Annotated in this window: 8 protein-coding genes; 6 read left to right on the top strand and 2 right to left on the bottom strand. The window is 25.1% G+C overall.

Going from position 1 to position 16816, the window contains the following annotated elements:
• Positions 1–55 precede the first annotated feature (55 nt).
• Together AC4FQ1_RS05170 and AC4FQ1_RS05165 are read right to left on the bottom strand one after the other, a co-directional pair.
• Entirely contained in the window at positions 56–1120 is a 1065-nt protein-coding gene (locus AC4FQ1_RS05170; protein ID WP_491169126.1) for a P-loop domain-containing protein, read from the bottom strand.
• 605 nt (positions 1121–1725) lie between these two features.
• Positions 1726–2904: a cation diffusion facilitator family transporter gene (locus tag AC4FQ1_RS05165; RefSeq protein ID WP_303128921.1), complete on the bottom strand. Its 1179-nt coding sequence runs from the start codon at positions 2902–2904 to the stop codon at positions 1726–1728.
• Between the two features lie 384 nt (positions 2905–3288).
• On the opposite strand from AC4FQ1_RS05165, the gene AC4FQ1_RS05160 reads away from it, so the two are divergent.
• From AC4FQ1_RS05160 to AC4FQ1_RS05135, 6 genes are all read left to right on the top strand, one after another.
• Positions 3289–4587: a M18 family aminopeptidase gene (locus AC4FQ1_RS05160; protein WP_491169125.1), complete on the top strand. Its 1299-nt coding sequence runs from the start codon at positions 3289–3291 to the stop codon at positions 4585–4587.
• Positions 4588–4734: 147 nt separating this feature from the next.
• Positions 4735–5232 carry a PepSY domain-containing protein gene (locus tag AC4FQ1_RS05155; protein ID WP_303128917.1) on the top strand — a complete coding sequence of 166 codons (498 nt, stop codon included), beginning with the start codon at positions 4735–4737 and terminating at the stop codon, positions 5230–5232.
• A 138-nt stretch (positions 5233–5370) separates the two neighbouring features.
• Positions 5371–6048, top strand: coding sequence for a response regulator transcription factor (locus AC4FQ1_RS05150; RefSeq protein ID WP_491169124.1), 678 nt, complete (start codon positions 5371–5373; stop codon positions 6046–6048).
• Entirely contained in the window at positions 6041–7123 is a 1083-nt protein-coding gene (locus AC4FQ1_RS05145; protein WP_491169123.1) for a sensor histidine kinase, read from the top strand. The genes AC4FQ1_RS05150 and AC4FQ1_RS05145 overlap by 8 nt, the downstream gene beginning before the upstream one ends.
• Positions 7124–7225: 102 nt before the next feature.
• Positions 7226–8158: a DMT family transporter gene (locus AC4FQ1_RS05140; RefSeq protein WP_491169122.1), complete on the top strand. Its 933-nt coding sequence runs from the start codon at positions 7226–7228 to the stop codon at positions 8156–8158.
• A 159-nt stretch (positions 8159–8317) separates the two neighbouring features.
• Entirely contained in the window at positions 8318–16660 is an 8343-nt protein-coding gene (locus AC4FQ1_RS05135) for a glycoside hydrolase family 94 protein (protein ID WP_491169121.1), read from the top strand.
• The last annotated feature ends 156 nt before the right edge of the window (positions 16661–16816 follow it).

The following is a 16816-nucleotide window of genomic DNA, read 5'->3' as shown; positions in this document are numbered from 1 at the left end:
TCATAATATTAAACAGTTAAAGATTAATTAGGATTTAAGTTTATTTAAAGATAATTTAATTTTTAAACTTTTCAAAATCTATTATTATATCATTATAAATTTTATTTACTAAATTAAAATCCATGTGAGAAACATATATTTTTTCAAGCTTATCATGTGTAAGTTTAGCTTCTGTTATTAAAGATAAACCTTTATTAAGAAGTATATCAAATTCAGTTCTATCAAAGTCTAATTCTTCTTTATAATTTGCTAATATATTTCTATCACAAAGGGAGGATAAATCAAAAACAGTTGCATTTAATTTTATTTTTGATAATTCATTTTCACTAAATATACCTATTCCTTCTGAAGGTATTATTATATGCTCTAATTCATCAGGTAAAAGAGGATGATGGTAGTACTCAACATATAAACCAAGCTTTTGAGCTGAAATTCCTAATGATTTTAATAAATCACTTTTATAAAGACCAGGTTCACCTTTAAGTACGAATAATTTTGTTAAAGATTTTGATAGAAGTTCACTAAAAGAAACTATTCCATTTGGAGTAAAAGCAGTAGCAAAAAGATGTCTTTCACCTCCAAGTGTATTGGATGATTTAATAGGTAAAACTGCTGACTTAATTGTTTCTTCAAGATTTAATAATAAGTCTTTATTTACAGATGATTTATTTATATTTCGCCAATCCAAATATACTGAATTTGCAGCGTTAAAAAATGTATAAGCTCTAGAAAAACATTCACTTATTTGATTACTAAGGGATATAATTTCATTCTTATATTTAGATATATTTTTGTTATCTAAAGCGACAGCTAAGTCAATAATTTTATCTATAGCTCCAGGGGAACGTGGGTCTGTCATATGAGGAGAAGTTGCATCTAAAATTGCTGCTTTTAGTTCTTTAACTAAGACACCATCTAATGATTGATCATCAGATGAGCAGTGATATTCCTCAACTGTATATCCGTTAGATTTAAAGTGGAAGGCAAGTTTTTTCATAAGAGAGGATTTTCCAGTTCCAGGTCCACCTTTAAGACATATAATTCTATTGGCATCTTCTTGAGATAATAAATATTTAAAAAGGGAATAAAAACCTTTTGGTGTATTATTACCTAGAAACATATGACGATTTTGAGTTGTGTCCATTATTTCACCTTCTCATAAAATATTTCAGTAATACATTATATATTTGTATAGATTTATTTGTTACTATTAGGGAATTATGTTTTAAAATAGTTATGAAAATAAAAAAGGACAGAATTCCTGTCCTTTTTATTGCTTTTTGGCAAAATAATATCTAATACCAATTACCAATACAGCCAGTAAAAATAAGATTACAAACCAACTCACAAAACTAGGTTTTGTATTAGTTATATTAGAAAGAATATTAATATTATTTATCATATAGCCCCCTATAATACAATGATTTTTTCTATGCTTATAATATTATATGCAATAGTAATATAGTTCTCTAAAGAGAACTATATATTCCTTTAATTGATTAAAATATTAATTTTATTTTGAATTGATAATAAAACAATAAAGAGTTAAAAGATTTTAAATAGAATTTACTTATAAATAGATTATAATACAAAAATTTCCAAAAATTCAATATAAAAAATAACTTTTTGAAAAATTAAAGTTTTATTAGATTAACAATAGAGTAGCTAAAAAGCTACTCTATAAAATTTGCTTAAAACAAATGATTACTATAAATTATAATTAAATTAACTATAATCATGGTCTATTGTTATTATGCAATTATATTGAGGATGTATATCTTTTATTGATTTTATTAAATCTTTTTTTAAGGCATTTTCATCCATTATTTTATTTAGTGCCTTTGAATTAACTACTATATCAAAAATAAGATTTTTTTCATTTCCTTCACCAACTATCCTAAAGTCATGCATAGACTTAATTAATGGATTATATTTAATAATTTTTGATACTTCATTATGAGCTTCTCTAATTTCATCATTAGATAAACATATTGGGTCCATATGAATTACTAAATATACACCAAGTTCTTTAGAAATTTCTCTTTCAGCTTTATCTATTATATTATGAATTTTCATAATATCAATATCTGATGGTATTTCAGCGTGGACTGATGCCATACATCTTCCAGGACCGTAGTTATGTATAACAAGATCATGTATTCCTGTTATATAATCGTATGATAAAAGCATAGAATGTATATCTTTTACTAATTTAGGGTCAGGTGCTTCGCCTAGTAAAGGATTAATTGTTTCTTTAACAAGTGAAAATCCAGAATAAATTATAAATAATGCAACTAGGATACCAACATAACCATCAATTGGAATAGTTGTAAATTTAGCAGCAAGTAAAGATATTGCAACACAACTTGATGTAAATACATCACCTAAAGCATCAACAGCAGATGCTTTTAAAGCTGTTGAGTCAATTTTATTTCCAATAAATTTATTAAAGAATGAAAGCCACACTTTAAGAAAAATAGAAATAATAAGAAGAATAAAAGGAATCCATTCAAATTTAATAGCTTCGGGATTCATTATTCTATCAAATGATGTTTTTACAAATTGAAATCCAACTAGCATAACCATAAATGCTACAACAAGAGCTGATAAGTACTCAATTCTACCATGTCCAAAAGGATGTTCTTCATCAGCTGGTTTATTTGCCATATTAAATCCAACAATAGTTATTATTGAAGAAGCCGTGTCAGATAAGTTATTAAAGGCATCAGCAGTAACTGCTATACTTGATACTAATGTACCGACACTAAATTTTATTAAAAATAATAAAAAATTAACTATTATTCCAATAATACCACCTAAAAATCCATAAGAATTACGAACTTTTTTACTAGCGGTATTTTCACTATCTTTTATGAATTTTTTTACTAAAAATTGCGAAATCATTAATATTACCCCCGTTTAATTTATATATTTTATTCTATATTAGAGTTAAACATTAATCAAATAAAGTAAACATTAATTTTATACTATATTTTAAATTAAATTTTATTTTTTATTTGGTAAAGAAATATTATTTTAATTTAGAATTTATATAGTTAAAAGTATATTTTAAAAGTTAATATTTATTTAAATAAATGTTTATTTTATTTCAGGTTATTTATATAATTTTAGTTTAAATGAAAAAATTAAAATTTATGCTTTATACATATTTTAATTTAAATAATTAAAGGTTAAATAAAGTATTAAATCATTAGTTTATAATTATTTTTAGTATTAAATGTGGTAAAATATATAATAAATAGTTATTTAGCTTTAGGAGGAATAGTTATGCAAAAGAAATTAGCAAATGAATTAATAGATTTCTTATATAATAGTCCAACAGCATATCATGCTGCTTCATCAGTAAAAGAAATTTTGGATAAAGAAGGATTTGAAGAATTATTTGAATCTGACTCATGGAAAGTTAAAAAAGGCGGAAAATATTATTTAAAGAAAAATGATTCAGCAGTAATAGCTTTTACTGTTGGTAATGGTGAAATAGAAAAAGATGGTTTTAGACTTATTGGAGCACATACAGATGCACCAGGATTTAAAATTAAGCCAAATGCTGAAATGGTAGGAGAAAATCATTATTTAAAATTAAACACAGAAGTATATGGTGGACCAATACTTTATACTTGGTTTGATAGACCACTTGGAATTGCTGGAAGAGTAATAGTTAAGGGTAAATCAGCATTAAAGCCAGAAGTTAAACTAGTAAATATAAATAAGCCAGTATTAGTAATACCAAGTTTAGCTATTCATATGAATAGATCAGTAAATGAAGGTTATGAATTTAATAAACAAAAAGATACATTACCTTTAGCTGGATTTGTTAATGAAAGTTTAGAAAAGGAAGATTTATTATTAAATCTTATTACAGAAGAATTAGGTGTTAATAAAGAAGATATATTAGATTTTGATTTATTCCTATATGAATTTGAAAAAGGATGCATAATGGGAGTAAATGAAGAATTTATATCAGCTGGAAAGTTAGATGACCAATGGATGGTTTTTGCAGGAATTAAAGCTTTAATAAATAGTTCAGATATAGATGCAACAAAAGTTATGATTTGTATAGATAATGAAGAAATAGGAAGCTTAACAGCTCAAGGAGCTAATTCAAATTTAATTAGAAGAACATTAGAAAGAATTGCAATTGCTCTTGATAAAAATACAGAAGAATTCTTTAGAGCACTTTCAAATTCAATAATGATTTCAGCAGATTTAGCTCATGCAGTACATCCAAATTTACCAGAAAAACATGATCCAACAAATAGACCTGTTCTTGGAAATGGACCAGTTCTTAAAATTGCAGCATCAGGAAGCTATTCAACAGAAGGAGTTGCAGCTGGAATATTTGAAGCTGTATGTAAAGAAGCTAATGTTCCAATGCAAAAGTTTGTAAATAGATCAGATGTAAAAGGTGGAACAACAATAGGACCAATGTCAGCAGCTGATTTATGTATACCAGTTGTTGATATGGGAGCACCAATATTAGGAATGCACTCAGTAAGAGAACTTGCAACAGTAAAAGATAATTTCTATTCAGTAGAAGCATTCACTAAATTCTTTAGCTTAAATTAGTTATTATAAAGAGCAGTTATTTAAATAATTGCTCTTTTATTTTTATAGTAAAATTAAAAAATTCTCATTTTATATAAAGTATATTTTAATTTTAAGTTGTTATTATTAATACATAATATAAATATTAAATTTTTAGGAGGATTTTTTATGAATGAAAATAATATAAATGAAAACAAAAATATAAAGGATACAGAATTTATAGAATTAAATAATAATAAAGATGATTCACAAAATAATTCAAAAGAAAAAAAAGCTAAGAAAAAAATTAGTAAAGGAAAAGTGATAGGACTTTCAATATTGGGAGTTCTATTATGTGGAACAATAGCTGCGGGAGCTATAACACATGAAGTTATGGAGAATAAATATAATCCAATAGAGCAAGTAGAAGAAAAAATAGAAATGAAGTTTGCAGAAAAACCAAATTATACATTAGATCAAGCTAAAGAAATAGCTTTAAAGAAAGTTCCAGGAAGTTTAGTAAGCGCAAAAGAAGATGTAGATGATGGTGTTGTAGAGTATGAGATAGAGATAAAAGATAAAGATAATATGCTTCAAGAAGTTAATGTAGATGGAAGAACAGGTGCTATAACAGAAATAGATAATAATTGTCATGATGGTCATGGGGATAATCATCATGATGATTAATTTAATTATTAACTATTATAAATAAGAGAGATTTTAAATCTCTCTTATTTTCAAAATATTTACATATAGTTTAGCTATTGTGTGATTAAATAGTAGTATAGGCAATTTATATTAATTTAATTTAGGAAGGAGGATTTTATGAGAAAAATTTTAATTGTTGAAGACGAAGAAAATATGGTTTTATTTATACAGATGGAATTAAAATATGAAGGTTATAATGTTGATGTAGCAAGTGATGGCAGAAAAGCTGTAGAATTAGCATTAAAAAATAATTATGATTTAATATTACTAGATTTAATGTTGCCAGGAATAAATGGTTTGGAAGTTTGTAGAAGAATAAGAAAAGAAAAAGATACACCTATAATAATGTTAACGGCAAGAGATAGTGTTATGGATAAAGTTACTGGTCTTCAAAATGGAGCAGATGATTATATTGCAAAACCTTTTGCAATAGAAGAATTATTAGCTAGAATGGAAGCTATATTTCGGAGAATAAATAGAAAAAATATAAAAAGTGAATTTAAATTTAAAGATATAACATTAGACGTAGAAGGAAGAATAGTAAAAAAAGATGAAAAAATTATAGAATTAACAAATACAGAATTTCAACTTTTATTAATACTTATAAGAAATAAAAATAAAGTTCTAACTAGAGATGTATTATTAGATAATGTTTGGGGATATAACTCAGAGGCAGAAACTAATATTGTTGATGTATATGTAAGATATATAAGAAATAAATTAGATAAAGATGATAAGGAAAAATATATTCAAACAGTAAGAGGAGTTGGATATGTTATGAGAGATAATGATTAAAGAAAAGTATAAGAAATTACCTATATTTTGGAAAATAACGATAGCATCTGCAATAGTATTTGCAGTATTTATATTATTTATAGCAATAGCTCAAACAGCAGTATTTTTTGATTGGTTTATAGATCATAGAAGTAAATATGGAATAGAACTTAATATTTTTGATGATATATTTGAATCTTATGGTTATTTAATATTAATAACTGCTGTACTTGGGTTATTTATAAGTGTGATAGGTGCAATGGCAATATCAAGATTATTTCTTAAAAATATAAGAGAACTTACAAATACAATGGAACAAATAAAAAATGAAGGAAGACTAGATAAAAGAGTTAATATAATTGGTGATGGTAGGGATGAAATTTCAAAGCTTGGTATAGTTTTTAACTCTTTAATGGATGACTTAGAGGCTTCGTTTAATAGGGAAAGAAGATTTGTTCAAGATGCTTCTCATGAACTTAAAACACCACTTACTATAATAAAAGGTCATTTATCATTATTAAATAGATGGGGAAAAAATGATAAGGAAGTGCTAGATAAATCAATAAAGGCAAGTAGTGAAGAAGTAGATAGATTAATAGATTTAGTAAAAACATTACTTGATATATCAAAACTTGATAACTTGAATGAGAGGTTAAGTGGAAGTTGTAATACGGAAGAAGTTTTAAAAAATATTTTAGATGATTTTTCTATTATAAAATCTGATTATAATATTAAAGTTAATTATAATGGAGTAAAAACTTTTCCTATGAGCGAGTTACATATGAAGCAACTTATTATAATTTTATTAGATAATGCTATAAAATACTCAACTACTAATAAAAATATAGATATAATATTTGAAAAAAATAATAACAATAAAATATTAAAGGTTGTAGATAGAGGTATTGGAATACCAAAAGAAGATATACCATTTCTTTTTGATAGATTTTATAGAGTTGATGAATCAAGAAATAGTAAAACAGGTGGAAATGGATTAGGTTTATTTATAGCAAAAAAATTAGTAAATATATATGGCGGAACTATATTTGTTAATAGTAAATTAGGGGAAGGATCAATATTTGAAATAAAAATATGACAATAGCAAAATAGCCATTGACAATAGGATTTTATACTCTTACAATCTATAATTGAACGTGTTTAAAAGTTAGTGATTATATATAATTAAGGGGATGAAGAATTGAAAAATTACAAAGGAATTTTATTTGCAATATTAGCTTCAGTTGCATTTGGGTTAATGCCTATATTTGCTAAATTTGCATATCAAAATGGTTCAAATCCAACTACAGTATTAGTATTTAGATTTTCAATAGCTGCAGTTATACTTTTTGTATATTTACTTATAACTAAAGTATCAATTAAAGTAACAAAAAAACAATTTCTATATTTATTTTTTACAGGATTTTTTGGCTATACAATAACTACTCAAACATTATTTATGTCTTATAATTATTTAGGGGTAGGACTTGCAACTACATTACATTTTGTTTATCCAGCATTTGTTTGTATATTTGAATATATTTTATTTAAAAAGCTTATGAGTAAAAATAAATTAGCATCATTAATATTTGCAGGAATTGGAGCATATGCTTTAATTGCATTTGAAAATAATACATTAAGTATATTAGGTGTAGTTTTAGCTATAATTTCTGGAATAAGTTATGCAGGTAACATTATAATGTTAGCCCTTGAGGAGCTTAAAGATGTTGATAATAGAGTAGTTACTATGTATTTATCTTTTGGAGCTGGTGTTGGAATGATACTTTATGGACTTATAAATAACTCATTAGTTATGACATTTACAGTTAATTTAGTATCTTCATATATGTTAATATCAGTTGTATCAACAATATTATCAATAATATTATTATTAAAAGGTATAGAACTTATAGGTGCATCTTCAGCATCAATACTTGGTACGTTTGAACCAATTGTTAGTATTATTATGGGAGTAATATTATTTGGAGAACATCTAACATTAGCATTAATTTTAGGTACAATATTTATAATAATATCAACTATAATATTAGCAAAAGATAAATCAGGCATAGAAACTGTTGAAGAGTTAATTGAAGAAAAGAATTTAGGGGAATTAAATACAGAAATAAAGTAATATTATATATTTAAAAAGATGGTATTTATAAATGAGATTTTTTATCTTTTTTATAAATACCATCTTTTTTATTTTTATAGAAAAATAAAAAGTAATTTTTTTTATTATTTTGGTAAAAACTAAGTTAACAAGTAAAACTTTGCAAAGGAGAAGATTAAAGTGAATAACAAAAACTCATCAAGTAGGAGAAATGTACTTAATGAATTAAAGCTTAGTTTTATGAAAATAAAAGAAAATTATAAGTATATAAAAGCTTTATCAAATGAAGGAGAAGATGTAATAGGGGCAGGGCAATGGTTATTAGATAATATTTATCTAATAGAAAAAGAATATAAAACAACTAAAAAGAATATGCCTAAAGAATATTTTGAGGATTTAAATGAAGTTACTTTTAATAATGAAAATTCTCCACGTATTTTTTTTCTTGCAAGAAAGATGTTAAATGAAAATAATATGAATGTAACAGAAGAAGAATGTATAAATTTTATATTAAAAAATAATAAAAAGTTAACTATGGGAGAACTATGGGCATTTCCATTAATGCTTAGAGCTTCAATAATTATAAGCTTATCTAATATAACTGAAAATTTAAAAGAGATATATAGTGATAAATTAAATGGTAAAAAACTAGCTTATAAAATAATTTCAGATAAAGAACATAAAAATTCAGATGGATATTATGAAATTATAAAAAAATCAACATTTAATTTTAATAATCAGTTATATAAAGTTTTAAAAGATAATTCTTATGAAGATGAAAATTTATATAGTATTTTAAAGTTAAATTTAATTGAAAACAGTTCAGATAAATGTGTAATGAAAAATAAATTATTAGAATCAAAATTAGAGTTAGAAATAAGTTTATTAATTAATTCAATAAGAGAGATAGATTCTATAAATTGGAGAAGGTTTTTTGAAGAAACATCTATGGTGGAGAAAATTTTAAAAAATGATCCTAATAATATTTATAATAGAATGGATTTTGAATCAAAAGATTATTATCGCCATAAAATTGAAAAAATTTCTAAATTAAATAATATTGATGAAATTTTAATAGCTGAAAAATTAATATTTCTAGCAAAAAAAGCAAGTGATTTGGGAAAATGTGATTTTAAAAGGCATATAGGATACTATTTAATTGATGATGGAATTAAATATTTAAATGAAGTTCTTGAAATTACAAATAAAATAAAGAATAAAATGAATTTTAAAAGTTTCTTTATGATAAATGTTTTAGGAACATTATTTTTAATATTAATTACACTTTTTATGGGAAATTTATTAGGTGCAAATTATAATTTAAGTCAATATATACTTGCAGCAGTAATACTTTTAATTCCATCAAGTGAAGTTGTAGTTACATTAATAAATTTAGTAGTTAGTAAAAGTGTAGAAGTGAGGCATGTACCAAAGTTGGAGTTAAATTCTATAAGTTCAGAACAAAAGACTATAGTAATAGTGCCAACAATAGTTAATTCAATAAAAGATATACATAAGCTTTTAGAAAAACTTGAAGTAGCATATTTAGCTAATAAAGAAGATAATTTATATTTTGCTATACTTGCAGATTTTAAAGATAGCAAAGAAGAATTAAATGATTATGAAAAAGAAATAAATTTAAAGGCTATAAGAGAAACGGAAACTCTTAATATAAAGTATTGTAAAGGAGATGAAGATGATAAGTTTTTCTTCTTTAATAGAAAAAGAGTTTATAATCCTCATGAAGGTGTGTTCATGGGTAAAGAAAGAAAAAGAGGAAAAATAATGGAATTTATAGCTTTATTAAAAGGGAGCAAAAACCATACATATAATGTTATAAGTTCAAATATAGATTGCATTAGAGATGCCAAGTATATTGTAACTTTAGATACAGATACTTTTTTAACAAGAGGAGTAATAAAAAAATTAATAGGAGCAATGAGTCACCCTTTGAATAAACCATTTTGCAAAGAAGGTATTGTAAAAAGAGGTTATACTATAATGCAGCCTAAAGTTTCAATATCTTTAGAAAGTAAAAATAAAAGTAAATTTTCAAAAATATTTGGTGGTGATAGTGGAGTTGATGGTTATTCAACAGCATATTCTGATACTTATCAAGATTTATTTGAAGAAGGTTCATTCACTGGTAAAGGAATTATAGATATAAATGTATTTTATAATGTTCTTAAAGATGAAATACCGGAAAATAGAGTATTAAGTCATGACCTTTTAGAAGGATGTTATGTAAGAAGTGCATTAGTAACTGATTGTGAGTTTATAGATAATTATCCATCAACATATATATCAAGTACAAAAAGATTACATAGGTGGGTAAGAGGAGATTGGCAATTAATTTCATGGATGTTTTCAAAAAAGTTATCTGCACTTTCAAGGTGGAAAATATTCGATAACTTAAGGAGAAGTCTTTTAGCTCCATCAATATTAATAGGCATTATAATAACTTTATTATCATTAAATAGAGGTATTGAAATAACTATATTATTATTTTTAGCAATAGCAACACCATTATTATTTACTGTTACGGATTTTGTTGTTACTCCTAAAAATAAACTTATAGGAACTTTGAAAAGTTTTAAAGAAGTAATTCTAATTATAAGTTTTATACCATATCAAACGTATATAATGGTAGGGGCAATATGTAAAGCATTATTTAGACTTCTAATATCAAAAAATAATTTATTAGAATGGCAAACAGCAGAAGATGCTGAGAATACAGTTAAGGATAGTATTGGATATTATTATAGAAATATGTGGTTTTCTGTATTAGCTGGAGGATTATTTATTGTATTTGGATTTAATTCATCTTTTACATTAGGTGGATTAATGACAGTAATATCTATACTATGGTTATTTGCACCATTAATAGCTTTTAATATAAGTACTTCAATAAAAGAAGAAAAAGATGAGCTTACAAGAGGTGAAAGAAATTATTTAAGATGTATAAGTAGAAGGATATGGGCTTATTATGAGGATTTTGTTAATGAAGAAAATAATTATTTAGCTCCTGATAATTATCAAGAAAAACCTTACAAAGGAGTTGCACATAGAACATCACCAACTAATATTGGAATGGGGCTTATATCAAATATTGTTGCATATGACTTAGGATATATATCATTAGGTGAAGTTATAAAGAGATTAGAACTTATAATAGAAGGAATGAATAAACTTACTAAATATAAGGGGCATTATTTTAATTGGTATGATACAAAAACCTGTACACCATTATGGCCAAGATATATATCAACAGTAGATAGTGGAAATTTATTAGGTTATTTATGGATTATAAAAGAAACACTTGTTGAATATAAAAATAATCCATTAATAAGAGAAGAAGAAGTTTTAAGTTTAGTTGATACATACAATATATTAGGAATAGATTATAGTAATAATCTCAATGTATCAAATAATTTAAAAAATGAAGATTATATACAGATTTTAAAACAACAATTACAATATATTAAATTAATAAAAGAAGAAAGTACAGATAGAGAAGAAGAATTTAAATATTGGTTAAATAAGTTAGAGAAAGAAATTGAAAATAAAATAAAATATTCAGAGTATATTTATGGAGATATAAATAAAATATTATTTGAATATTTAAAGAAAGAAAACCCATCGCTTATAGAATTTAAAAAAGAAATAAAAAAGATTAAAAGATTATCAGAAGATGACTCTAATAAAGTTTTAGAAGAAAAAGTTAAACAATTAGATGTTTTTGAAAAGAAAATTGATGATTTAATAGAAAAAATAGAAGTAATTATGAGTGAAATGGATTTTAAAATTTTATATTCAAAAGATAGAGGATTATTTTCTATAGGATATAATGTAGAGGAAAATTCTTTAGGTAATTCATATTATGATTTATTAGCATCTGAATCAAGAGTAGCTTCATTTTTATCTATAGCAAGAAATGAAGTTGATACTAGTCATTGGTTTAAACTTGGAAGAGCAATGACTAATGCATATAGAGGGATGAGTTTAGTTTCATGGAGTGGAACTATGTTTGAATATTTTATGCCAAATTTAATAATGAAAAGTTTTGAAGAAACTCTTTTAGATAAAACGTATAAGTCAGTTATAAAGGCACAAATAGCATTTGCTAAAAAGAAAAATGTTCCTTGGGGTATATCAGAATCAGCTTATTATAAATTTGATATAGGAGAAGTTTATCAATATAAAGCTTTTGGAATTCCAGGAATAGGATTAAAAAGAGGGCTTGAAGATGATTTAGTAATATCACCATATTCAACACTTATGGTATTACCTTGTATTAAGGAGAAGTCTATAGAAAATCTAAGAAATTTAGAAAGTTTAGGAGCAGTAGGAAGATATGGTTTTATAGAAGCTATAGATTTTACTGGAAAAAGAGATAATAAAATAAAAGGGCATATGTATAAAGGTAAAGAAGTAAGATGTTATATGGTTCACCATTTAGGTATGTCTTTATTAGCTTTAGATAACATATTAAATAATAATATACTTAAGCAAAGATTTCATAATATAAAAGAAGTAAAAGCAACAGAAATATTACTTAAAGAAAAGATACCTAAATATATAACATTTGAGCGTAATGAAGATATTGCAATTAATAGAGAATATATAGAATGTGAAGATTTTACTCCAAGAAGATTTAATAGCAGTACAAATAAAAATCAAGAAGTTTTGTTGTTATCAAATGGAAACTTTTCAACTATGATTACCTTACAAGGAAGCGGTTATTCAAAAGAAGGAAATAATTTATTATATAGATGGAAAGGGGATAGTACTGTTGATAATAGTGGATTATTTTTATACATTAAAAATTTAAATTCTAATGAATATTGGAGTGCTACTTTTGAGCCTTGCAGAAATGATTGTGAAGAAACGGATATAGAATTCTCAGTAGATAAAGCAAAATTTACAAAAAGATGTGGATTAATAAAGAGTGAAATGGAAGTTGTAGTATCAAGTGAAGATAGTATAGATATAAGAAAGCTAAAATTAAAAAATGTTGGAGAAAAAGGAATATCTATAGAAGTAACAAGTTATATGGAAGTAACATTAACTACTATGGAAGCTGACACAGCACACCCAAGCTTTTCAAATCTTTTTATTCAAACTGAATTTGATGAAAGTACAAAAACAGTAATAGGGAAAAGAAGAGCTAGAGTTAAAGATGGAAAAGTTCCTTATATATTTCATAAGCCAATATGTGATTATGAGTTTGAAGGGGTAATGAGTTATGAAACTTCAAGAATGAATTTTATTGGAAGAAATAGAGACTTAGATAAGCCTTTAGCTTTGGATAATAATAATAGTTTAAAAAATACAGTAGGAACAGTATTAGATCCTATAATTAGTACTAGAGTAAGATTAAACTTAGAACCAAATGAAGAAAAAATAATTTATTTTATAACAGGAACTGCATCTGAAAGAGATGAGGTTATAAAACTTTCTAGAGAATATAGTAATATTAAAAAATTAGAAAATGAGTTTAATACATATAGTAGATTTATGCAAGTTGAACTTAAAAACCTTGCTATTACATCAGCACAAGCTAATATATATCAAAGTTTATCTTCATATATATTATTTTTAAATAATGAAAGAAAAGATAGAGAATTTTATATAAGAAATATAAATAAACATCAGAAAGATTTATGGGCATTTGGAATATCAGGAGATATAAAAATTATAATGTTACTTGTTAATAGTGATGAAGATATTAATTTAATTAGGTCAATTATAAAAATGCATAAGTACTTTAAAAATAAAGGAGTTAAAACTGACTTAGTAATTTATAATAATGAAGAATCAAGTTATGAAATGCCACTTCAAAGAGAGATATTAGAAGAAATTAATGTTTTATCTGGTGAAGAAATTTTAAATAAACAAGGAGGAATATATCTTCACAATAAATCAACAATGAATGAAGATATAAGAGATTTTTTAATTGGTATATCATCAATTTTTATAGATAGTACAAAGGGAAATATATTAACTCAATTAAAAGAACAACAATTTTTAAATAAGAAGAATGATAAATATACATATGAAGAAAAATATAAATATAAAAAAATAATAGAAAATAAAAACAAAATAAGTATGTATAATGAATTAAAGAATAAGTTAGATTTTTTTAATGGGTATGGTGGTTTTGATAAAGAAGATAAAGGTTATGTAATAGTGCTTAGAGAGAATAATAATACGCCAGCACCATGGATTAATGTTATTTCTAATGAAAGGTTTGGATTTCATACATCCGAAGTTGGATCTATGCACACTTGGTGTGAAAATAGTAGAGAAAATAAAATAACTCCTTGGAATAATGATATAGTTAAAGATTCATTAGGAGAAGCAATTTATATAAGAGATAATAATGATTTGAAATATTTCTCAATAACTCCAGAGCCTGTTAGAAATGATGGAGAGTATATAATAAAACACTCATTTGGATATTCAAGCTATTCTCATACAGTTAATAATATAAGAAGTAATATGATAGTATTTTCTCCAAAGGGAGAAAGGGTTAAAATTCAAAAAATAATACTAGAAAATATAGATAATATTGATAAAAATTTATCAGTATATTATTATGCTCAACTAGTACTTGGAGTTTTAAATTATCAAACAGCTAGATATATATCAACCTACAATAGAGGAAACTATATTTATGGTCAAAACCCATATTCAGAGTACTTTGGTAATTTGAAAGCGTATTCAACTATAATAGGTGGAGAAAATATAAGTTTTACCTGTGATAGAAAAGAATTTATTGGAATTTCTGGTAGTTTAGAATCACCAAATGGTTTGCAAGAAGATAAATTAAGTGGGGCATGTGGAAGCAGTTTTGATCCATGTTTAGTTACAAAGTGTGATATTACATTAAAGCCTGGAGAAAAGAAGGAGTTAATAGTACTTTTAGGAGAAGAAGAATCTGAAGAGAAAATAGAGTGTTTAATAGAAAAATATGAATATATAGAAAATGTAAATGACGAATTAAATAATATTAAGGAGTATTGGGGCGATTTCCTAGGAAATATACAAGTTAAAACAAAAGATGAATCAATGAATTATCTTTTAAATGGATGGTTACTATATCAAAATTATAGTTGTAGATATTTAGCGAGAACGGCTTTTTATCAATCAGGTGGTGCTTATGGATTTAGAGATCAACTTCAAGACTCAATGTCTCTTGGTATTATAAATCCAAGTATAACAAAAGATCAAATTATAAGAAGTGCTTCAAGACAATACTTAGAAGGTGATGTTCAACATTGGTGGCATCCTATAATAAATAGTGGAATAAGAACAAAATTTTCAGATGATTTATTATGGTTACCATTTGTAACAGCTGAATATATAGAAATTACAGGAGATTATAATATATTAAATGAAAGTGTTCCTTATTTAGAGGATGAACCTTTAAAGGGAGATGAGGATGAGAGATATACAATAGTTAATCAATCAAATAAGGAAGGAACTATATATGAACATTGTATAAAAGCTATAGAAAAATCACTGAAATTTGGTAAGCATAATATCCCACTAATGGGAAGTGGGGATTGGAATGATGGAATGAGTACAGTAGGCAATAAGGGAAAAGGTGAAAGTGTATGGCTTGGATGGTTTATATATAAAATTTTAGTAGGATTTGATGATATATGTAATTATATGAAAGATGATGAAAAAGTAAATAGATATAGAGAAATGAGAGAATTTATAAGAGAAAATATTGAGAAAAATGCTTGGGATGGAGGATGGTATAGAAGAGCTTATTTTGATGATGGAACACCTCTTGGTTCTAGAGAAAATGGTGAGTGTCAAATAGACTCATTAGCTCAAAGTTGGTCAGTAATATCAGGAGGTGGTAAATTAGAAAGAGCAAAAGAAGCTATGGAAGCTGTAGATAAAAATCTAGTGGATAAAGATTTAGCTTTAATAAAACTTTTAACTCCACCTTTTGAAAAATCAAAAGAAGAGCCAGGGTATATAAAGGGGTATGTTGCAGGGGTAAGAGAAAATGGAGGACAATATACTCATGCAGCAACTTGGGTTATTTTAGCATTAACAAAGCTTGGAATGGGAGATAAAGCTGTAAAATATTTTAATATGATAAATCCAATTAATCATGGATTAACTGAACTTGATTGTAGAAGATATAAGTTAGAACCATATGTTATGGCAGCTGATGTTTATGTAAGAGAACCACATGGAGGCAGAGGTGGATGGAGCTGGTATACAGGAACAGCTAGTTGGATGTATAAAGTAGGATTAGAAAATATATTAGGATTTAAAATTTATAAAGGAATAGGATACAAAATATCACCATGTATTCCAAGTGATTGGGATGATTTTGAAATAAAAATAAACAATAAATCAGAAAAATATAATATAAAGATAAAAAAATCATTTAAAAATAAAATAATAATAAACGGAAAAGAAATAGAAGGAGATTTAATTCCTAAAAACTTAGGAGATGCAAGTATAGAGGTTTATTACAAAGATATTAAAAACTAAAAATTTAATAATAGTAAGAGATATAGTTAAATTTATTTTTCTATATCTCTTTTTTCTTTAAAATAAATTTATTGAAAATATAATTAAAGTTTAAAGAAAAAAATGAATTAATTTTAATATTTTACTTATATTTATAAATAAATTAAAGAAATTAAT

The sequence above is a fragment of the Clostridium sp. TJA020 genome (genome assembly GCF_058310295.1).
The sequence above is the reverse complement of the archived record's forward strand: the minus strand, read 5'-3'. Positions and strand labels throughout refer to the sequence as shown.

Coding starts and splice junctions, on each gene's coding strand:
- AC4FQ1_RS05160 (WP_491169125.1), top strand. CDS start 3,289: ATGCAAAAGAAATTAGCAAATGAATTAATAGATTTCTTATATAATAGT.
- AC4FQ1_RS05150 (WP_491169124.1), top strand. CDS start 5,371: ATGAGAAAAATTTTAATTGTTGAAGACGAAGAAAATATGGTTTTATTT.
- AC4FQ1_RS05145 (WP_491169123.1), top strand. CDS start 6,041: ATGATTAAAGAAAAGTATAAGAAATTACCTATATTTTGGAAAATAACG.
- AC4FQ1_RS05170 (WP_491169126.1), bottom strand. CDS start 1,120: ATGTTTCTAGGTAATAATACACCAAAAGGTTTTTATTCCCTTTTTAAA.
- AC4FQ1_RS05165 (WP_303128921.1), bottom strand. CDS start 2,904: ATGATTTCGCAATTTTTAGTAAAAAAATTCATAAAAGATAGTGAAAAT.
- AC4FQ1_RS05155 (WP_303128917.1), top strand. CDS start 4,735: ATGAATGAAAATAATATAAATGAAAACAAAAATATAAAGGATACAGAA.